Raw genomic sequence first — 18959 nt, 5'->3', positions numbered from 1 at the left:
TGTGCTCCGGATGCCGACATTGCGGGAGGCAAAATTGCCATATGTCGGTAAAGGGGACGGGGTAGGGAGGAAAATATGCTACCGGCTTTGGCGCTTTCCGTCGATGCCCCCTGTTGATGGGGAGGCTTTCGAATGTTGCATCCAAGCGGTTGCCCGTGCTTCACATCCGGCTCAATCTGCCGCAGAACTAACGGTTCGAACGAAGACCGGCCGCCGGAAGCAATTCGGGGTCGAGAAAGCCCGTGGGGGAGTGCATGTCGTCCTATTCTGAAGATCTCCGCTCCGCGGCGCTTGCGTATCACCGGCTGCCGCGCCCGGGTAAACTCGAGATCCAGGCCACCAAGCCGCTCGCCAACCAGCGCGACCTCGCGCTGGCCTATTCGCCGGGCGTAGCTGCAGCCTGCACCGAAATCGCCAACAATCCGGCCGAAGCGGCCTCGCTGACCGCCCGCGCCAATCTCGTCGCAGTGGTCTCCAACGGTACCGCGGTGCTCGGGCTCGGCAATATCGGCCCGCTGGCCTCCAAGCCGGTCATGGAAGGCAAGGCGGTCCTGTTCAAGAAATTCGCCGGGATCGACGTCTTCGACATTGAAATCGCTGCCGACACCATCGAGCGCGTGGTCGAGACGGTGGCGGCGCTGGAACCGACCTTCGGCGGTATCAATCTCGAGGACATCAAGGGACCGGAATGCTTTGAGATCGAGGCGCAGCTCAAGGCGCGCATGAAGATCCCGGTGTTCCACGACGACCAGCATGGCACGGCCATCATCGTCGGCGCCGCCATCGTCAATGCGCTGCTGCTGAACGGCAAGAAGCTCGCTGATGTGAAGATCGTCTGTTCGGGCGCCGGTGCTGCGGCGATCGCGTGCCTGAATCTCCTGGTCTCGCTGGGCGCGCAGCGCAAGAACATCTGGGTCTGCGACATCGACGGCGTGGTGCATGAGGGCCGCAACACGCTGATGGATCGCTGGAAGGCGGTCTATGCGCAGAAAACCAGCGCGCGCGTGCTGGCGGACGTGATCGGCGGCGCGGATATTTTCTTGGGGTTGTCCGCGCCCAACGTGCTGACGCCAGACATGGTCAAGTCGATGGGAGACCAGCCGCTGGTGATGGCGCTGGCCAATCCGAACCCGGAAATCATGCCGGACGAGGCGCGTAAGGCGCGCCCCGACGCGATGATCTGCACCGGGCGCTCGGACTTTCCGAACCAGGTCAACAATGTCCTGTGCTTCCCGTTCATCTTCCGCGGTGCGCTCGACGTCGGCGCTACCGGGATCAACGAGGAAATGAAACATGCAGCGGTCGATGCGATCGCGCAGCTCGCGCGCGATCCGCCGTCGGATGCGGTGGCGCAAGGCTTTGACAGCGGCGAGACGCAAGGGTTTGGCCCGGGCTCGCTGATCCCGAGCCCGTTCGATCCGCGGCTGATCCTGCGCATCGCGCCGGCGGTGGCGAAGGCTGCGATGGAATCCGGCGTGGCCACGCGCCCGATCAAGAACTTTGACGAATATTGCGCACTGCTGCAACGCTTCGCCTTCCGCTCCGGCCTCGTCATGAAGCCGGTATTCGCCAAGGCAAAGACCCAGCCGGTCCGCGTGATCTATGCCGAGGGTGAGGACGAGCGCGTGCTGCGCGCCACGCAGGTCGTGCTTGAGGAAAAACTGGCGCGGCCGATCCTGGTCGGCCGCCCCTCCGTCGTCGAGGCAAGGCTCAAGCGGTTCGGCCTCTCAATCAAGGCCGGGCGGGATTTCGATCTCGTCAATCCCGAGGACGATCCGCGCTATCGTTCCTATGTGCAGACCTATATCGACGTCGCCGGAAGGCGCGGCGTCACGCCCGAAGCCGCGCGCACCGTGGTCCGCACCAACAACACCGTGATCGCAGCGCTTGCGGTGATGCGCGGCGAGGCCGATGCCATGATCTGCGGCGTCGAGGGCCGCTATATGAGCCATCTGCGCCATGTCCGCGAGATCATCGGCTTCCTGCCTGGCGTCAGCGATTTTGCGGCGCTGTCGATGATGATCACCAGCAAGGGTTCCTATTTCATCGCCGATACCCAGGTGCGCCCGAACCCGAGCGCCGAGGAACTCGCGGAAGTCGCGTCGCTGGCGGCAAACCATGTGCAGCGGTTCAACATGAAGCCGCGCGTCGCCTTCGTGTCACATTCCGACTTCGGCAGTTATGATACGGACTCCTCGCGCAAGATGCGCCGCGCCACCGCGCTTCTGAAGGAAAAGCATCCCGAGATCGAGGCCGACGGCGAGATGCAGGGCGATACCGCGCTCTCGGCCGCGGCGCGCAAGCTCGTGCTGCCGCATTCCAAGCTGGAGGGCGATGCCAACATCCTGATCATGCCGAACCTCGACACCGCCAACGTCGCCTACCAGATGATCAAGACGCTGGCGGATGCGCTGCCGGTCGGGCCGATCCTGATCGGGCCGGCGCGTCCGGCGCATATCCTCACCCCGGGAGTGACGGCGCGCGGCGTACTCAACATGACGGCGGTTGCCGCCGTCGAAGCCCAGGAGCGCGCCGGCCGCCCGCAGCCGACGCTGTTTGGATAGCGCGGGGTTCCGATTGAATCAGAACCGCTCTAGTCTTTTGTTTTGACGTGTTTTCTCTGTGCGAATGTATCCGCGCTCGAAAACGCTATGGCCAAAAAAGGGCCTTGGTTCTGCTTCTATCAGAAGGTCTGGTTAGGCCCCGCGCAGGCTCCTGCGCGGATGGTTTCGATTTGAGCGTTTGAAAAGCGGAGGCGAAACGCCCATAATCGTTTCGCGCCGCCTGCTATCTTGCATGCCATTCAGTGAGGCCGATCCCATGCCAGCGTTAGTTACCTTCGGGCGAGTCCTGTTCGCCGTCCTCTTCATGTACACGGGAGCGACCAAGCTCTTCGCGATTCAGCAGACGGCGGACTACATCTCATCCAAGGTGGCCATCCCGTCGATGCTTGCGCCCTATACCTCGCAGCTCGAAACCATGACGGGCATGCCGACGCCGCAACTGCTGGCGTGGGGCGTCGGCGGCTTCGAGATCCTCGCGGGCCTGATGATCGCGGTGAATTTCGGGGCGCGCTTCTTCGCGATCCTGCTGATCTTCTTCGTCATCGCGACGACCTTCTACTTCCACGACTTCTGGAACCAGCCGGCGCCCGAAAATGCCAAGACGCTGATCGAGGCGTTGAAGAACCTGTCGCTCATCGGCGCCCTGTTCATGATCGCAGGTTACGGCCGCGGGCCACGGCCGAATGAACCGGCCTACGGAGACGTGTAGTTCCGGTATCTACGACTCCAGACGAAGTCAGAAATTCCTGATGATGGCGGGTGGCTCGTTCGATGCCACCGCGGCGTTCTGCGGCGGCGCGACGTACTCGATCTGCGCGGTCCGCGCCGCCATCCTGCGCGCCTGCAGCCATTGCGGGAACCACATCGCGATGGCGGGGAAGATCAGCACCAGCGCCACGCAAGCGACCTGCAGCACCATGAAGTCGGCCATGCCGCGGTAGATAAGCCGCAGGTTCCATTCCTTGACGACCTGTTTGAGATAATAGGCCGACATGGCGACCGGCGGAGACAGGAAGGCGGTTTGCAGCACGACCGCGACGATGCAGCCGAACCAGACCATGTCGTAGCCGAGGCCCTTGGCCACGGGCGCCAGCATCGGCAGGAAGATGAAGACGATGGCCGGCCATTCGAACGGCCAGCCGAGCAGGAAGATCAGGGTCAGGAGCATGGACATCGTGCCCCAGGGCGGCAGCGGCGAGGCCAGCAAGGCCTTGGTCATCCAGGTCGCGGTACCCAGCCATGAGAAGACGGCGCCGAATACGTTGGAGGCGACCGCAAGCAACAGCACCATGCTGGTCGTCGCCAGCGTGGCGTAGCAGGCGTCCAGCAAGCCCTTCCATGTGAAGCGGCCGTAGGCCACAACGAGCAGGATCGCTCCCAAGGCACCGAACGCGGCGGCCTCCGCAGCCGTGGTGATTCCGGCGAGGATGGCGCCGAGCGTCACGATCGTCAGCACGGTCACCGGCACGAGGCCGACCAGGCATTCCCACAGCACGATCCGCATCGAATCGGGGCGCTCCTCGACCGGTACCGGCGGGCCGAGCTTCGGATTGAAATAACAACGGATCAAGGTATAGGCGATGAACATCGCGGACAGCAGGAAGCCCGGACCGAATGCCGCCGCATAGAGATCGATGATCGAAATATCGAGCACCGGCGCCATCACGACCAGCATCACGGACGGCGGAATCAGGATGCCGAGCGTGCCTCCGGCGGCGATCGCGCCGGCCGACATGCGCACATCATAACCGGAGCGGATCATCATCGGCCCGGCCATGATGCCGAGCAGGGCGACGGTTGCGCCGACGGTTCCGGCGGCGATCCCGAACAGCGTCGCCGTGAGGATGACGACCACGTAGAGCGCGCCATTGAGCGGCGCAAACAGGTCGCGGAACGCCCTGAACAGTCGCTCCATGAGTCCGGCCTGATCGCAGACGAAGCCCATCAAAATGAACATCGGCACCGCGACGAGTTCGTCCTGCTTCATCAGGCCGATGGTCTGCAGGTAGGCGAGGTTGAAAACGCGCTCTCCCATGCCGACGTAACCAAACATCAGCGCCAGAAACAGCAGTGTGAAGCTGATCGGCAGGCCGATGAAGATCGCTCCCAGCATCACGAGGAGCATGGAAAGTCCGAGGAGTTCGAGGCCCGTCATATCTCGATCTTTTCCTTGTGCTCGAACTCGCGCCCGAACTGGACCTGGTACCAGCACTTCAGGACCTCGGACACGCCCTGGATCATGAGCAGAAGCGCCGCCAGCGGGATCGTTGCCCGGAACGGCCACATGATCGCGCGCCAAACGCTTTCCTGCGATCGTTCACCGGTGTCATAGGAGTGCAAGGCGTCGTCGATGCTGATCAGCATGAACGTGATCATGGCCGGATAGAAAAACATCAGGTAGGAGATCAGGTCGACGATGCCCTTTTTCCGCTCCGAGTAATTCTCCCAATAGATGTCGGTGCGGACATGCGCGCCCTTCAGCAGCGCATATCCGGATCCGAGCATGAAGGCCGCGCCGTTGACCATGAAGCTCGATTCGTAGACCCAAACGGTCGGCGCGCCGAACCCGTACCGCATGACGACCTCGTACGAGATCGTCGCCACCAGAAACAACATCGACATGGCGATGAGCTTGCCGGTCACGTCGGTGAAGCGGTCGATCGCACGTATGATCAGGTAAAAAGCGCGCGGGAATTCGCCGCCCTGATTGCTGGCGACTGAAGCACTGCTGGTGTCCGCGGACATGATCGCTCCTCATCAGACAGTGCTGGCGTCCGGCGGTTCGGACGCCAGCAGCTCCGTTACAGAGAGATCACTTCTTGGTCAGGTAGATTTTGTTCTTCCAGTAGTACTCGCCCGCAAAATTGTAGGGCGGGAACCAAGACAGCTTGAAGGGCACGATCTGTTCGGCATAGGCCTTCTGGCTGTCGATGACTTTCCGGTAGAAGGGATTCTTCGCCGCGTGCTCGGCCTGGATCTTCTCCCACTCGTCGAGGAAGTTCTTCAGGATCTCGTCGGGTGTGCGATGCATCTGCACGCCCATCTTGATCAGGTCCTGGCAAGCTTGCGCCGTCTCGCGATTGAAGGCGAAGTTGCGCGTGGTCGTGGCGTAGACGCTCGCCACCTTGATGATCTCCTGCAAATCCGGAGTGAGCTTCTTCCAGACGTCACCATTGATCATCAACTGGCCGCCGGTGACGGGCTCGTGCATGCCCGGCGTGTAATAGTGCTTGGCGACCTGGTGCAGACCGAGTTTCTTGTCTTCCTCGCAGTTGATCCACTCGGCGCCCTCGATCACGCCGCGCTCCATCGCCGGCACGATCTCGCCGCCGGGAATGGTGACGACCGACACGCCGAGCCGGCCGTAGGTTTCCGCACCGATGCCGTAGATCCGGTACTTCATGCCCTTGAGGTCGGAGAGGCTGTTGATCTCCTTCTTGAACCAGCCCATTCCCTGCGGGTAGTCGGTCGGGATCGGGAAGCCGACGACGTTCAGCTTGAGGACGTCACGATAGAATTCATCAAGCAGCTTCATGCCGCCGCCGTCATAGTACCAGGCCCAGTAGTCCGAGCCGTCCATGCCGTACAGCGGACCATGCGACATCGGTATCGTCGCGGTGTTGCGGCCGAGGATGTAGCCGAACGGTCCCATGCCGACGTCGAGAACGTTCTTGGAAGTCGCGTCAAAAACCTCGAACGCGGGCACGATCGCTCCCGCCGGAAGCGTTTCGATCTTGAGACGCCCGGCCGTCATTTTTTCGACGGTCTCGGCCCATAGTTTGAAGATGAGATGGAAGTTCGAGGATGCGGGGTGGGTCGACTGACCCTTAAGCACTAACGGCTTTTCAGTGGTCTGAGCGTGAACCGGCGCAGCAAAGATGGTGACCATTCCAAGAGTCACCGCTGCAACCATGGTTGAAGCGTACCTCAACATGTTGTGGTCCTCCCGATGATGATGTGTATGTTTTTTCTTTTCAGGGTGGAACCGCGCCCGCGTGCTGTCAAGCGATCTCTGGCCGAAGGCTGGCTTACGGCGAGGCTGGTTGTACGAAAGGATGACGCCGTAATAGGGCCGGGCTCTAGGCGCTGCGCCGCCACGGTGTAACGGTGACATCCTGCACTGCATCAAGCGTCTGCACGTCGCCGGCACGCAGTCCATGCGCGGCGAGGATTTCCTGCGGCGTACGGGCAGGGACGCCGGGAAAGCAAGGCTCGCCGCCGGGCAGGCGAACATGCGGCGCTACCGAGAGCCAGAACACGTCGTAGCGGTCCATGAACATGCCGAACACGCCGGGGCCGCCGATGATCGCAACCGCGCCGTCACGCACGCCTACATGCGCGCAGGCAGCTTCGAAGGTCGCGCCCGCGGGATTCCAAAGCGTGGCTTTCGGGTTGGACGGATCGGGCGCGATCGCGTCGACCGTCCGCGTCAGGATGACGCGCCTGCGCAGCGGCGAGTTCGGCTGGTCTTCGTAGGAATTGCGGCCGTGCAGGATCAGATCGGCATGGTCGAGGGCGGCGGTGAAAAACGCCTTGTCGCCCTCGAACTTCAATTCGTCGGGCATGACATTGCGCGCGTCGGCCAGCATGCCGTCCGCGGAGACGATGACATAACCTTCGATGCGCAGCGCCGGCACGGGGCGTGTCGCGCCGCGCTATTCCGAGATCGTCTGAACGACGCTGGAAACCGGGCGCGAGCTCACGGTCGGCAGCTTCAGGTCCTTGACGATGTCTTCGTCATATTGCGCGATGGTCTGCACCGGCGTCTTGGCGCGCATCGCAACCACCTTGTAGCCGCCGGCCTTCAGCTTCTTCAGGATCTCGGGCAAGGCTTCCGCGGTATGCTTCTGGAAGTCGTGCATCAGGAGGATGCCCTTGCCGTTCTTCTCGACCTTACGCATCACGGTGTCGACGATGGTTTGCGCTTTGCTCGCCTTGAAGTCGAAGGAATCGAGGTCGCAGGAGAAGATGCCGATGTTGCGGGCGCCGAGATAGGTCACCATCTCCGGCGGGTGTTGCAGCGCGGGGAAGCGGAAGAACGGCGCTGGCGACTTGCCTCCGAGCGCCCATTTCACGGCGCTGAATCCTTTTTCGATTTCATCCTTGCGCTGCTGCTCGTTCAGCTTCTTGTTGACGAGGGCGGCATGCGACCAGGTATGCGACCCGATGGAATGGCCGGCCGCCATCACCTGCTTGAGGATTTCGGGATAGTAGGTGGCGTGCTTGCCGATCGGGAAGAAGATGCCGGTGGTGCATTCCTCCGCCAGCGCCTTCAAGACCGCGGGCGTGTTCACCGGCCACGGACCATCGTCGAAGGTCAGAACCACTTCCTTGTCGCGCAGGAAGTCGAGTTCCTTGAAATGTTCGAAACCGAAACCGGGACCGCCGGTCGTGTCGATCTCGACGGTGCGGCCGATGCCGAGCGCGTTCGGATTGTTGCAGGGCGGACGGGTCGAGACCGGCGCCGGCGGCGGGGCGGGGGCAGGTGCTGCCTGCGGCGGAGAGGCCGCGCCCTTGGCGGGTGGCGTCTGCGACCACGCCGCGCTTGATGCCAACAGCGAAACCGCGCCTGCAAAGATCAACCCTGCCGCAACACGCATCTTGTTTTCCTTAAATTTGAATCCCGCACCCGGTCCGCGGCTCTGCCGTCATCCGGTCTGCCTCCATTCCCCGAAGCACATAGTAACCTAGTTGGAGCAGCCGCGCCAACGCAACGGTTGCGCCCAGCCGAATTGTCACCGGGCGCTTAATTCAGGAGTCTTGTGCTCTTTTTGACGCGTTTCCTCTACGCGAACCGCTAGCCACTTCGCTCGGAAACGCTTTGAGCCAGTGCCCGCGCGATGGCGGTCTTTACCCGTGTATCCACGGGGTTGACGGATTCCGGGAAGACGTCGGCGATATAGCCGTCGCGGCCGATCAGGTATTTGTGGAAGTTCCAGCGTGGAACATCCTTAGGTCGTGCCTCCGCCGCCCATTTGTAGAACGGATGCGCGTTCGCTCCCTTGACGACGGCCTTGGCGGCGATCGGAAAGGTGACGTGGTGGTTTTGCGCGGTCGCGGTAATTTCGGTCGCGCCGCCCGGCTCCTGGCCGCCGAAATCGTTGGAGGGAACGCCGATGATCATCAGGCCGCGGCCGTGAAACTCGGTCCACAATTCCTGTAGTCCGCCATATTGCGGGGTGAAGCCGCAGAGCGAGGCGGTGTTGACGATCAGAATCGGCCGGCCGGCAAATTCGGAAAGCCTGATATCGCCGCTGGCCAATCCCGGAAATGAAAACGCGTAGGCCGTGATCCGGCTCATGCCGGCCTGCGCCAGGGATTTCCTGTTCGAGGCGACGGCTGCGATCGCGGCCAGCGCCGCTGATATCACGTTCCTGCGGTCGATCATGAAAAGCCTCGTGCTGCGGTTCGTCAGTGCAAAGGATAGCGCAACGCGGGGGCCGCGGCCCCTCAACAAGCCGTTATGGGATCTACCGCAGCGGGACGATGAAGTCGGTGCCTTCGCCGGTTTCGCCGCCCTGGTTGACGCCGAGATCGGACACGATGATCGAGCCGCCGGTGGCCAACACCTCGGCGATCCGCGCCATCGCCTCGGGCGCTACCGTGATGCGGTCGAGCGCCTCGGCCGGGCTGTTCGGCACCGGCGACGGCTTGGCCTCGGCAGGGGCGGCTATCTTGCGGCGGCCGGCTGTGCGGCTGTCCTCCTCGGTGCGAGCGGCGTTGCGGGCCGTGACCGGCAGAGAGATCACTGACCAGCGCAACAGATTGGGGTCTTTCTTGTCCGCCTCGGCGGTGAAGACGTGCGTACCCAGCGGCCGGTCGCTCGGCGCGATGGTTACCGGAACGTCGAACTGCGGCTTGAAGTTCTCGCGAACGTACAGCTTGGAATCCTTGCGGCTTACGAAGACAGCAATCTGGCCGGGACGCCTGGGGGGGTCTGCCTTGGCAGCCTTTTCCGCGCCGGGCAGACGCGCCGGATCCTTCTTGGCATCGGCGGGTGGAGCGCCGACCGCCTTGACGGGCTCGGTGGGCTTTTCAGCGGACTTGGATTCCGTGGCCTTCGTTTCAGACGGCTTGGCCTCCTCGACCTTCGGCGCTTCAGCCTTGGTAGGCTCTGTCTTGGCAGGCTCTGTATTGGCGATCGCAGCGGTGGGCGCCTCGGTGTTCAATTCGTCGGACTTTGTTTCCGACTTCACTTCGACCTTCGCATCGCCGGGCTTGTCCTCGGCCTCAGTCGATTTTACTTCGGCGGCCGGTGTATCGCTGGCAGGCTGAATCGTAGCCGCAGACGGCGCTGCGTCGGACATGGTCACGACGCCCTTCGGCAACGCGCTGCTGGCATCCGCAGTGTGGGTCTGTTCGCGTAACGGCGCCGCGTGCCCGACGGTCGATCGGAGGTCGAGGCCCGCCTCCGAATTCGCAGGTTTGGTCGCGCTGCCTGCGTCCGCGCCCTTGTCGCTCTTCACCGCGGGCGCGTCGGTCGTCGGATCGTTGGCGATGAGGGGTTGCGGCACGACCTTCTGCGCCACCAGCAATGGATGCGCGAATCTGGCAGGCGTGATCTGGCCCGGCGTGATGATGACGCGCGCGCCCATCCTGGTCCAGTTCCACATCTTCATGGCGAACGCCGTCGGCATGCGGATGCAGCCGTGCGATGCCGGATAGCCGGGCAACACGCCGGCATGCATCGCAACGCCCGACCAGGTAATGCGCTGCATGTAAGGCATCGGCGCGCCGCTGTAGATGTTGGAGCGGTGCATCTTGTGCTTCTGGATGATGCTGAACACGCCCATCGGGGTCGAATGACCCTTCATGCCCGTCGACACCGGGCTTTCGGCAAACAAGCCGTTGGCGTCGTAGACGCGCACCTTTTGCTGCTCGATCGAGACCGCGATGATCAGCGGTCCCTGCGGCTTGGCGTTGGTTTCCTTGACGGCGGCTCCGGCCTTTGCGGAAGGCTGGCGGGCTTTCGGCTTGCGCGGCTGCGCCACGGGTGCCGGCCGGTAGTAGTAGCCGGGATCGGAGTCCTGCCAGTAGAACATGGTGGCGGCATCTGCCTGGGGCGTGGCGACCAGGGTACCGGCCGCCGTCAACATCGCCATCTGCCAAAATCGCTGCTTCGAAATGGTCGCGCCCGCAACGTTCGCACTGAAAAACCGATGCCCGCTCACGCGCATAATCCTCAAATCCAGATACTCGAATCTACCGTCCTGCTAATCCGTTTGTTGTCGCAGACACGAAAAGCGTTCACCAGCGTAGGCCTTCTAATTCCAGCGCTTTTCGCCCGAATCGTAGCAAAAAAGCCTCACATTCCGTTAAACGGCGCCTGCCCAATCTGACGCCATCCATAAGGCAGCACTACGGCCCTCCAATACCTCCCGGAGCCTTCCTGTGCGGCTTTCTGCCACTACATAGGCCGGGGAGCCCTTCAGCGGAGATATCAATGACATCCAAGGCCATCGTTAAGCGTGACAAGAAGTGGAGAAGTCTGGCCTTGGGGGTGTTGGCGCTGGTACTCTGGCAGGCAGGGCCGGCGTCGGCTGCGGACGAACCCGACCTGATCTTTCGCCGCTCGACGGTCTTCAAGTGGCTGAGCCCGAACGACAAGCTCGCGACCTATGCCGTCGACGATCCCGAGGTCGAGGGGGTGGCCTGTCACTTCACGGTGCCGGAAAAGGGCGGCTTCAAGGGCTGGCTCGGCCTCGCCGAGGAGGTCTCGGACATCTCACTGGCGTGCCGCCAGATCGGGCCCATCAAGTTCAAGCATAAGTTTGAGCAGGGCGACGACATGTTCCGGCAGCGCCGCTCGCTGTTCTTCAAGAAGATGCAGATCGTTCGCGGCTGCGATGCCAAACGCAACGTGCTGGTCTACATGGTCTATTCGGACAGGCTGATCGAAGGTTCACCCAAAAACTCGACGTCCTCGGTGCCGATCATGCCCTGGGGGGCAGCCGACGCCACGGTTCAGAAATGCGGTGAATTCGTCCAGTAAGCCCAATGTCACCCGGGATCCGAGATCGGATCCGGGATGAGGGTTTTGGGCTTACCGTTTGACCGGATAGGAATATTGGCGGGCCTCCAGGCCGGGTCCGGCCTTGCGCTCACGGCAACCGACCAGCTGCACGAATTTTTGCGGCGCCGATACATTGCCGCGAAATTCGCTGCCCTGTTGCGACATCGCGCCACAAGGGCTCGCAGGATGCGCTGGGGTTGTTCCTTGGTGCTCTGTCTTCAGGGAAGGATCGATCCGCAGTTCGGGCTGGCCGGGTTTGCGGGTCGGGGTTGCACTGCCAACATCGGTGTTGCCACTACCCACGACGGCTATCCTTTGTTGAGGAGGGGTCACAACGCACAGGCACGCGCAAAGTTGCACGGCGTTCGACTGAGTCGGCCGGAACGAGGCTTCGGTTCATCCAATCAGCCAGTGAACGAGGCCGTCCTCGTCTATGGGAGAGGTTCCAAAGTGGCCCCAACGGGCGGCTTTCAGTGTTCAGCCGGATCATCTGGAGTGACGGCGTCGGGGCTGAATTCATTGAATTTTTCGGGCCAATGTTTCGTCCGACAGAGCCGATGAAACAATTCTCCTGCGCAATGAAACCATTTTGCGTTTTTGGCGCAGATGTCCGGAAACAGCCGACGGCTATCACGTGGTTAACGAGACGGCGGGCGTTGCCGGCCACGGACAACCGGAGACAGTCAGATGCGGACCACAAGCTTCATCCTCGCCTTCGCCTTCATCCTGGCTGGTCCCTCGATGGCTGGTTCGTCGGACCAAGCTCTGCCGGGCGTCGGCACCTTCGCCTACAACGGCTCGGCGGTCGCGACTCCGGCGCCCCTGCCGATGGTTCTGGCCGCCAAGTGAGCGTCGCGTACCGTTCGCAAAAAGATTGCCGATAAAGGCCCTGCATGTTCGTACGCATCTGTTCTGCCGCCATCCTGGCATCCGTCCTTCTCGGCGGCGCTGCGCGGGCTCAGGTCCAGTTTCAGCCGCCGCAGACTTCGTTCCGTTCTCTCTTCAAGATGCCTGATCCGCGCGGCGAGTTCGTGCGGCTCTGCATGCCCCATATGGTCGGACGCTGGGCGCACCCCGAAAGGGTTTGCGGCTGTCTGCACGACTACGCCGCCGCGACGGTGGAAGATGCCGACCTGCGCGAAGCCCTGCTGCGCGGCATCAGCGAGACCGGGGTGCCGACGATCGAGACCGCGTGGGTGCCGCCGTCAAAGCAAGCCGAGATCGGCCCGACCTTCACCAAGATCGCCAAGCCGACGCTGCAATGCATGTTCGAGCCGGCGACGAACCAGTAAAGTTGGCGCGGCTTAGCTCCACATTCCCCGCAGGCTCGACACGCCGGTAACGGCCATTGTAAGCAATGGCAGATCGAAGATCTGCGTGAGCCAGCCAATGCAGCCGGGACGAATCCTGCTCTCATGCGCGGTGCTTGTCGCGCTGGGCTTGCCAGCCGGCGCCGCACCCGACGAGGACCTGTTGGGGAAGGCGGCCGGCTATCCGATCGGCTCGCGCGCCAACTGGTTTTATGACGAGAGCGTCCGGGTCGGATCGTTCAGCCACCTCGACAGCATCCTGCAGCACTACATGCTGAAGAAGGCGGTGTCTCCGCGGCCACTGCCGAAAATTTCCACCGAGCCCAGGATCGAGTATCGGTTCGAACAGCAGACCCGCACCCTCGATGATTTTCTCAACCATCAACGCGTGACCGGCTTCCTTCTCATCCGGGACGGCGAGGTGCTGACTGAACGCTATCAGTACAATCGCAATGCCGAACATCGCTTCGTTTCGCATTCGATGGCGAAGTCCATTGTCAGCATCACCGTCGGGATGGCGCTGGCCGAAAAGAAGATCGCTTCGCTTGACGATACCATCGCCAGATATGTGCCCGGCCTTGCCGGCAATCCCTATGGCGAGACGACGATCCGCAACATGCTTCGGATGGCGTCCGGCGTGCCGTTTCAGGAAGTCTATGACGGCAAGGACGATCTGACGAAATTCAACAGGATCCGCCTCACGCAGGATTCGGTCGCGGCGCTGCGCGCGTTCACGACGCGCGAGGACGAGCAGGGGACGCGCTTTCACTATGCGTCCAACCAGACCGTGGCTCTGACGCTGTTGCTGCGCGCGGTGACCGGCACCTCGGTGAGCGAATATCTGACGACGCGCCTGTGGCAGCCGATGGGCGCGGAGGCCGATGCGACCTGGATCAGGACAAAGGATGGCACCGAAGTCGGCTCGGGGAGTTTCAATGCGGTCCTGCGCGACTATGGCCGCCTTGGAATCCTGCTGGCCAACGACGGCGCCTTGGGCGGCAGGCAGATCTTGCCGAAGGACTATCTGCTCGATGCGACCGACTGGCACCGCCAGCCGGAGGCGTTCGCGCCGCGCAAGGCGACGCCCTATTTCGGCTATGGCTACCAGTTCTGGTTGTTTCCGGGCGAGAAGCGGCGGTTCGCGCTGCTCGGCGTCTACGGGCAGTCGATCTTCGTCGATCCCGAACTCAAGCTGGTGATGGTCATTACCGCGGCGGCGAAGAATGCCAGCGTCGGCAAGGAGCCGCTCGCGCGCGAACGCGATGCGCTGTGGCGCGGGGTCGTCGGCCGATACGGAAGCTGGTAGGATTGGTTCGGCATCGATACCGGTTGCACAAAGGAGCAGTCATGCGATCTCTTCTCATCGGCCTGATCGGCCTGTTGTCGCTGGCCATATCTCCGGCATCCGCCGCCGACACGGCGACGCAGGAAGCCAACAAGAAGGCCGTGCTCGAATTCTACGATGCGGCGCTCAACCGGAAGGATTTCGACGCCGCGGCGAAGTTTTTCGGGCCGCACTATATCCAGCACAACCCGACCGCGCCGGACGGTATCGAAGGCTTCAAGGCCTTCCTCGGCTTCCTGCGGGAGAAATTCCCGGACTCGCGGAGCGAGATCAAGCGCGCTTTTGCGGACGGCGATTACGTGATTGTCCACGTCCATAGCGTACGCGAGAAGGGCACGCGCGGCCGCGCTATCGTTGACATCTTCAGGCTCGAGAACGGCAAGATTGTCGAACACTGGGACGTCGTGCAGGAGATTCCGGAGAAGGCCGCCAATACCAACGGCATGTTCTAGCGCTAAGGAGAATCGCCGCTATCGTCTCTTCGTCCCCAGTCGCTGAATGCATTTCCGGGTGCGCAGCACGCCGGTCTCAGTCATTTGCGAGCCCATGACTTCCTTGATTTGTCCGGCGGGGCAGGATCCGTCGTCGACGAGGGCGCGCTGGCCGAGACGCAGGTCGACGATATCCTGTTCGCGCGAGAACACCTGGGCGAGGGCGGGGCTCGTGAGCAGCCACAGTGCAAGGCCGGCGGGCAGGGCAAGACATCGGGCAGCCTTTGTCGTCATCATTCCGGCCTCGCTCACTTGGTCTTGATCTTCAGCCCATCGGGCCCGACATTGATCTGCAGGCCCTCGGGCTCCTTTTTGGCTTGATAGAGATTGTAGCCGAGCACACTGATCGCGACGATCAACACGCCGATAATGAGATAGAGGACGTTGCGATTGCCGGGCATCCGGTGGTTCCGTCATAATGATGGACGGCGAGCTTAGTGACGCGGCGGCGATTCTGATAGGGCGATGGCCGACGAGTGCGGTCAGGTCGCGGTCTTCGGCCGTTTGATCTTGCCGGTTCCACCCTTGTTCGGTTTGCCACTTATCGGCAAGGCGGCCAGCGACGCCTTCGCCAGCCGTTCGGCCGATGCGATCAGTTGCGGCAGGGGGTGGCCGGCAAAGCCGAGGACGAATCCCGGCAGCGGGCGCACACGAAAATAGGTTTCCGCCAGGAGCCAGCCCGCGACGCCGGCCTTCGTCTTTGCGTTGGCGGCAACCTGCGGATCGGTCGATGGATCGAACCGCGCGACCAGATGCAGGCCCTGCGAGGGCACCGGCACCGATAGAAGCCCCTCCGATGCCGCCGACAAGGTCGAAGCCAGCACGTCGCGCGCTTCGCGATAGATCCCGCGCACCTTGCGCAGATTTGCCGCGAACGCGCCGGAATTGAGCATGTCCGCCACCGCGCCTTCGAGCAGCGTGCCGGGAAAGCGGTCGAGCGCGGCGCGGGCCGTCGTCACCGGTCCGACCAGCCGCTCCGGCAGCGCGCAGTAGCCGATGCGCAATCCGGGAAACAGCGTCTTTGCAAACGTGCCCATGTAGATGACGCGCGAGAGGTGATCGATGCCGGCGAGCGACAGCAATGGCGCACCGTCATATCGAAATTCGCTGTCGTAATCGTCCTCGATCACGAAGGCGCTCGCCTCCCTTGCCCAGTCGAGCAATTCCAGCCGCCGCGGCATCGACATCTGCACGCCCAGCGGAAACTGGTGCGACGGTGTCACATAGGCCGCTCCCGCCGCCGGCGCGAGAGCGCGGCCCCTGGCCACGATCATGCCTGATCCGTCGACCGGCACGGAGACGGGGCGCAGGCCATAGTGCCCGATCGCTCTTCGCGCCGCGGGATAGCCGGGATCTTCGCACCAGATTTGATCGCCGGGCTTGAGGATCGCGCCCAGCACGATCCGCAATGCGTGCTGCGTTCCCGACGCCAGCATGATCTGGTCCGGATCGCAGCGCAGCCCGCGCGCCGACAACAAATGATCGGCAATCGCGGCGCGCAGCTCGCGGCTGCCCCTGGGGTCGCCGTATTGCAGGTGCTCGGCGCCGAAGGCGCGCATGCGCCGGCCGGCAAAAGACCTGAAGCGCTGCAGCGCCCTTTCATCGATATGCGTGCAGCCGAGCGCCAGCGCGCCTTGCTGCGGCGCCTCGATCGCGATCCTGGTTTTGCGCGTGTCGCTGGCGCGGGCCGGGATGCGTGCGGCGACGAAGGTGCCGGAGCCGACGGTGGCCACGGCAAACCCGTCCGCGATCAGCCGCTCATAGGCCGAGGTGACGGCGTTGCGGCGAAAACCCGTCTGCTTTGCCAGCGTTCGCTGCGGCGGCAGCGGCTCGCCCGGCTTTGCAATTCCGCCTGTGATGGCGTGGCAGAGCGCCTGATAGAGCCGGTGCTGCGAGGAGGCATCCGCCGTCACGTGGGGCCCGTCAAGGTCGAGCGGAAGCTCGGCCTTGCGCCGCGTCGCAGGGGAATTGGCAAGGAAATTGGTCGGAATTTTTCGCATGGAATTGGCACTATCGCAGACCAAATTCGCCGGTACAACTGGTTCCACCATGCCAATACCGCAAGGAGCTGCCGTGACGATCCAGGGCGAGACCACCACTTCCTATCCGCTGTCGCCGCGCAATCGGGTCAAGCGCATGCACGAGCGTGGCTCCTATGATCGGGCGAAGATTTACGGCCTGCTTGATGCCTCGATGCTCTGTCACGTTTCCTACGTGGTCGACGGCCAGCCCTACTGCACGCCGACTTTCTTCTGGCGGGAAGGAAACACGCTGTATTGGCATGGCAGCAGCGCGAGCCGCATGCTGCGCAACCAGTCTGACGGTCAACGCGCATGTCTCACGGTCGCGCATCTCGACAGCCTGGTGCTGGCAAGATGCGGCTTCAATCACTCGGCCGATTATCGCGCCGTGATGGCGTTCGGTACTGCCTATCTCATCGACTCTCCCGCCGAGAAGGAGCGCGCGCTGGTTGCCATGGTCGACCGCTTCTTCCCCGATCGCACTGCGAGTCTGCGGCAGAGTACCGCGCAGGAGATCAAGGCCACATCCGTCATCGCGATGGAGATCGAAGAGGCTTCCGCCAAAATTCGCGCCAAGGGCGTTGGTGACGACGAGGAGGACTATGCATTGCCCATCTATGCCGAGCGCATTCCGGTGCGCACCGTGCTGGGCGCGCCGGAACCGTGTCCGCGGCTTCTCGATGGCGTCGAGCGGCCGGCGTCGCTTGGTGGCTATTCGGAAGGCCGCCTGCTCGAAGATGCATTGCGGGATGCGCATTTTGCGCATTACGCGGGCGGCTGAGATAGGTAGGGTGCGCGCTCCTTTGAATTCTCGACTGGAGCCCGCCGCATGACGACCGACACGCAACAGAAAATCCTCGACGCCGTCGATGCCGGCTTTGATGCGCAACTGGCAACGACACGGGATTTCGTCGCTATCCCATCGACCCGCGGCGCCGAAGGGCCGTGCCAGGACATGATCGGCGACCTCCTGCGCCAGCGCGGCTATGAGGTCGACGATTGGCATATCGACGTCGAGGATTTGAAGGACCTGCGCGGCTTCGGGCCGATCGAGCATGATTTCTCCCGGGCGCGCACGGTGGTCGGCACTTACCGTCCCTCGAACAACGCGGGCAGATCGCTGATCCTGCAGGGCCACTGTGACGTCGTTCCGGCGGGCCCCCTCGACATGTGGGAGACGCCCCCGTTCGCTCCCGTCGTGAAAGACGGCAAGATGTATGGCCGCGGCGCTTGCGACATGAAATCCGGAACCATCGGCGCGCTCTATGCGCTGGATGCGATCAAGGCCGCAGGCCTGAAGCCCACGGCGCGCATTCACTTCCAGTCCGTGATCGAGGAAGAGTCGACCGGCGTCGGCGCGCTCTCGACCTTGCAGCGCGGCTATCGGGCGGACGCCTGCTTCATCCCGGAGCCGACCGGTGAGACGATGGTGCGCTCGCAGGTCGGCGTGATCTGGTTTCGCCTGAAGGTGCGCGGCTTTCCCGTGCATGTGTTCGAGGCCGGCGCGGGCGCCAACGCGATCATGGCGGCGTATCATCTGATCCATTCGCTGCAGAAGCTCGAGGCCGACTGGAACGAGCGCGCCAAGGCGGACCGTCACTTCAAGGCGGTCGCCCATCCGCTCAACTTCAATCCCGGCATCATCAAGGGCGGCGACTGGGCCTCCAGCGTGCCGGCCTGGTGCGACGTCGATTGCCGGATTGCGGTGCTGCCGGGCTGGTCGATCGCCGAATGCCAGAAGGAGATATTGGCCTGCGTCTCGGCCGCGGCGCGCGATCATCGCTTCTTGTCCAACAATCCGCCGCAGGTCGAGTGGTCGGGCTTCCTGTCGGAAGGCTATGAGCTCACGAATTCTGCCGAACCGGAAGCCGCTTTTGCAAAGGCGTTTGGCACTGTCTATGGCGGCACGGTGCCGGACCGGGCGTTCACCGCACTGACCGATACGCGGTTCTACGGGTTGAACTACAACATCCCGAGCCTGTGCTTCGGCGCGACGGGCGCGGCGATGCACGGCTTCAACGAATATGTCGATCTGGAGTCGCTGCGGAAGTCGACCAAGGCCACCGCGCTGTTCATCGCGGAATGGTGCGGGGTGGAGAAAATCTGAGCGAGTGGAGCGCCGGCCTCACCACGTCATTGCCTGCGACAAACGCGAAGCTTTTGCGCAAGGGAGCAAAGCGACGAAGCAATCCATCCTTCGGCGTACGCGGACAGA

General features: G+C 62.8%; 20 protein-coding genes. 9 read left to right on the top strand and 11 right to left on the bottom strand.

Annotated elements, in window-relative coordinates:
• Positions 1-254 precede the first annotated feature (254 nt).
• Both KIP88_RS25330 and KIP88_RS25325 read left to right on the top strand, forming a co-directional pair.
• Complete coding sequence (locus KIP88_RS25330) at positions 255-2564, top strand: NADP-dependent malic enzyme (RefSeq protein ID WP_214490757.1); 2310 nt, start codon at positions 255-257, stop codon at positions 2562-2564.
• 256 nt (positions 2565-2820) lie between these two features.
• The gene (locus KIP88_RS25325; RefSeq protein ID WP_214490756.1) at positions 2821-3273 is read left to right on the top strand and encodes a DoxX family protein; all 453 of its coding nucleotides are present in this window, start codon (positions 2821-2823) and stop codon (positions 3271-3273) included.
• Between the two features lie 27 nt (positions 3274-3300).
• Here the strand turns inward: KIP88_RS25325 and KIP88_RS25320 are convergent, their stop codons facing one another.
• From KIP88_RS25320 to KIP88_RS25290, 7 genes are all read right to left on the bottom strand, one after another.
• A complete protein-coding gene (locus KIP88_RS25320; protein ID WP_214490755.1) occupies positions 3301-4719 on the bottom strand; it encodes a TRAP transporter large permease subunit in 1419 nt (472 codons plus the stop codon).
• Positions 4716-5309 carry a TRAP transporter small permease subunit gene (locus KIP88_RS25315; protein ID WP_214490754.1) on the bottom strand — a complete coding sequence of 198 codons (594 nt, stop codon included), beginning with the start codon at positions 5307-5309 and terminating at the stop codon, positions 4716-4718. Before KIP88_RS25315 ends, KIP88_RS25320 begins: the two co-directional genes overlap by 4 nt.
• A gap of 67 nt (positions 5310-5376) precedes the next feature.
• Entirely contained in the window at positions 5377-6498 is a 1122-nt protein-coding gene (locus KIP88_RS25310) for a TRAP transporter substrate-binding protein (protein ID WP_214490753.1), read from the bottom strand.
• A gap of 145 nt (positions 6499-6643) precedes the next feature.
• Positions 6644-7153 carry a dihydrofolate reductase gene (locus KIP88_RS25305; protein WP_214490907.1) on the bottom strand — a complete coding sequence of 170 codons (510 nt, stop codon included), beginning with the start codon at positions 7151-7153 and terminating at the stop codon, positions 6644-6646.
• Positions 7154-7219: 66 nt separating this feature from the next.
• Positions 7220-8164, bottom strand: a complete 945-nt coding sequence (locus KIP88_RS25300; protein ID WP_214490752.1) for a polysaccharide deacetylase family protein — start codon at positions 8162-8164, stop codon at positions 7220-7222.
• Positions 8165-8361: 197 nt separating this feature from the next.
• Positions 8362-8952, bottom strand: coding sequence for a glutathione peroxidase (locus KIP88_RS25295; protein ID WP_214490751.1), 591 nt, complete (start codon positions 8950-8952; stop codon positions 8362-8364).
• Between the two features lie 82 nt (positions 8953-9034).
• Positions 9035-10666 carry a L,D-transpeptidase gene (locus tag KIP88_RS25290; protein ID WP_249791013.1) on the bottom strand — a complete coding sequence of 544 codons (1632 nt, stop codon included), beginning with the start codon at positions 10664-10666 and terminating at the stop codon, positions 9035-9037.
• Positions 10667-11007: 341 nt separating this feature from the next.
• On the opposite strand from KIP88_RS25290, the gene KIP88_RS25285 reads away from it, so the two are divergent.
• Positions 11008-11556 carry a CreA family protein gene (locus tag KIP88_RS25285; RefSeq protein ID WP_214490749.1) on the top strand — a complete coding sequence of 183 codons (549 nt, stop codon included), beginning with the start codon at positions 11008-11010 and terminating at the stop codon, positions 11554-11556.
• 51 nt (positions 11557-11607) lie between these two features.
• On the opposite strand, the gene KIP88_RS25280 is transcribed toward KIP88_RS25285, so the two are convergent.
• On the bottom strand, positions 11608-11880 hold the full coding sequence (locus KIP88_RS25280) for a hypothetical protein (RefSeq protein ID WP_249791012.1): 273 nt from the start codon (positions 11878-11880) through the stop codon (positions 11608-11610).
• 384 nt (positions 11881-12264) lie between these two features.
• Between KIP88_RS25280 and KIP88_RS25275 the strand changes: the two genes are divergently transcribed.
• From KIP88_RS25275 to KIP88_RS25260, 4 genes are all read left to right on the top strand, one after another.
• Positions 12265-12426: a hypothetical protein gene (locus KIP88_RS25275; protein ID WP_214490748.1), complete on the top strand. Its 162-nt coding sequence runs from the start codon at positions 12265-12267 to the stop codon at positions 12424-12426.
• 44 nt (positions 12427-12470) lie between these two features.
• Positions 12471-12869, top strand: coding sequence for a hypothetical protein (locus tag KIP88_RS25270; protein WP_214490747.1), 399 nt, complete (start codon positions 12471-12473; stop codon positions 12867-12869).
• Between the two features lie 85 nt (positions 12870-12954).
• A complete protein-coding gene (locus KIP88_RS25265) occupies positions 12955-14193 on the top strand; it encodes a serine hydrolase (protein ID WP_214490746.1) in 1239 nt (412 codons plus the stop codon).
• Between the two features lie 41 nt (positions 14194-14234).
• A complete protein-coding gene (locus KIP88_RS25260; protein ID WP_214490745.1) occupies positions 14235-14684 on the top strand; it encodes an ester cyclase in 450 nt (149 codons plus the stop codon).
• Between the two features lie 18 nt (positions 14685-14702).
• On the opposite strand, the gene KIP88_RS25255 is transcribed toward KIP88_RS25260, so the two are convergent.
• The 3 genes from KIP88_RS25255 to KIP88_RS25245 form a co-directional block, all read right to left on the bottom strand.
• Positions 14703-14957, bottom strand: coding sequence for a DUF6719 family protein (locus KIP88_RS25255; protein WP_214490905.1), 255 nt, complete (start codon positions 14955-14957; stop codon positions 14703-14705).
• Positions 14958-14971: 14 nt separating this feature from the next.
• Positions 14972-15124 (bottom strand): hypothetical protein, encoded by a 153-nt coding sequence (locus tag KIP88_RS25250; protein WP_214490744.1) that lies wholly within the window; start codon positions 15122-15124, stop codon positions 14972-14974.
• Positions 15125-15205: 81 nt separating this feature from the next.
• Positions 15206-16723 carry a PLP-dependent aminotransferase family protein gene (locus KIP88_RS25245; RefSeq protein ID WP_214490743.1) on the bottom strand — a complete coding sequence of 506 codons (1518 nt, stop codon included), beginning with the start codon at positions 16721-16723 and terminating at the stop codon, positions 15206-15208.
• Between the two features lie 49 nt (positions 16724-16772).
• On the opposite strand from KIP88_RS25245, the gene KIP88_RS25240 reads away from it, so the two are divergent.
• Positions 16773-17525, top strand: a complete 753-nt coding sequence (locus KIP88_RS25240; RefSeq protein ID WP_214490904.1) for a pyridoxamine 5'-phosphate oxidase family protein — start codon at positions 16773-16775, stop codon at positions 17523-17525.
• Between the two features lie 48 nt (positions 17526-17573).
• Positions 17574-18851 carry an ArgE/DapE family deacylase gene (locus tag KIP88_RS25235; RefSeq protein WP_214490742.1) on the top strand — a complete coding sequence of 426 codons (1278 nt, stop codon included), beginning with the start codon at positions 17574-17576 and terminating at the stop codon, positions 18849-18851.
• The last annotated feature ends 108 nt before the right edge of the window (positions 18852-18959 follow it).

This window comes from Bradyrhizobium sp. SRL28 (assembly GCF_018596315.1).
Taxonomy (GTDB): domain Bacteria; phylum Pseudomonadota; class Alphaproteobacteria; order Rhizobiales; family Xanthobacteraceae; genus Bradyrhizobium.
The sequence above is the reverse complement of the archived record's forward strand: the minus strand, read 5'-3'. Positions and strand labels throughout refer to the sequence as shown.

Excerpts from the sequence above, each read along its gene's own strand:
- KIP88_RS25245 (WP_214490743.1), bottom strand. The coding sequence starts at position 16,723 with ATGCGAAAAATTCCGACCAATTTCCTTGCCAATTCCCCTGCGACGCGG.
- KIP88_RS25240 (WP_214490904.1), top strand. The coding sequence starts at position 16,773 with ATGCCAATACCGCAAGGAGCTGCCGTGACGATCCAGGGCGAGACCACC.
- KIP88_RS25300 (WP_214490752.1), bottom strand. The coding sequence starts at position 8,164 with ATGCGTGTTGCGGCAGGGTTGATCTTTGCAGGCGCGGTTTCGCTGTTG.
- KIP88_RS25235 (WP_214490742.1), top strand. The coding sequence starts at position 17,574 with ATGACGACCGACACGCAACAGAAAATCCTCGACGCCGTCGATGCCGGC.
- KIP88_RS25330 (WP_214490757.1), top strand. The coding sequence starts at position 255 with ATGTCGTCCTATTCTGAAGATCTCCGCTCCGCGGCGCTTGCGTATCAC.
- KIP88_RS25325 (WP_214490756.1), top strand. The coding sequence starts at position 2,821 with ATGCCAGCGTTAGTTACCTTCGGGCGAGTCCTGTTCGCCGTCCTCTTC.
- KIP88_RS25275 (WP_214490748.1), top strand. The coding sequence starts at position 12,265 with ATGCGGACCACAAGCTTCATCCTCGCCTTCGCCTTCATCCTGGCTGGT.
- KIP88_RS25295 (WP_214490751.1), bottom strand. The coding sequence starts at position 8,952 with ATGATCGACCGCAGGAACGTGATATCAGCGGCGCTGGCCGCGATCGCA.
- KIP88_RS25290 (WP_249791013.1), bottom strand. The coding sequence starts at position 10,666 with ATGGCGATGTTGACGGCGGCCGGTACCCTGGTCGCCACGCCCCAGGCA.
- KIP88_RS25305 (WP_214490907.1), bottom strand. The coding sequence starts at position 7,153 with ATGCTGGCCGACGCGCGCAATGTCATGCCCGACGAATTGAAGTTCGAG.
- KIP88_RS25315 (WP_214490754.1), bottom strand. The coding sequence starts at position 5,309 with ATGTCCGCGGACACCAGCAGTGCTTCAGTCGCCAGCAATCAGGGCGGC.
- KIP88_RS25260 (WP_214490745.1), top strand. The coding sequence starts at position 14,235 with ATGCGATCTCTTCTCATCGGCCTGATCGGCCTGTTGTCGCTGGCCATA.
- KIP88_RS25285 (WP_214490749.1), top strand. The coding sequence starts at position 11,008 with ATGACATCCAAGGCCATCGTTAAGCGTGACAAGAAGTGGAGAAGTCTG.
- KIP88_RS25310 (WP_214490753.1), bottom strand. The coding sequence starts at position 6,498 with ATGTTGAGGTACGCTTCAACCATGGTTGCAGCGGTGACTCTTGGAATG.
- KIP88_RS25255 (WP_214490905.1), bottom strand. The coding sequence starts at position 14,957 with ATGACGACAAAGGCTGCCCGATGTCTTGCCCTGCCCGCCGGCCTTGCA.
- KIP88_RS25250 (WP_214490744.1), bottom strand. The coding sequence starts at position 15,124 with ATGCCCGGCAATCGCAACGTCCTCTATCTCATTATCGGCGTGTTGATC.
- KIP88_RS25270 (WP_214490747.1), top strand. The coding sequence starts at position 12,471 with ATGTTCGTACGCATCTGTTCTGCCGCCATCCTGGCATCCGTCCTTCTC.
- KIP88_RS25320 (WP_214490755.1), bottom strand. The coding sequence starts at position 4,719 with ATGACGGGCCTCGAACTCCTCGGACTTTCCATGCTCCTCGTGATGCTG.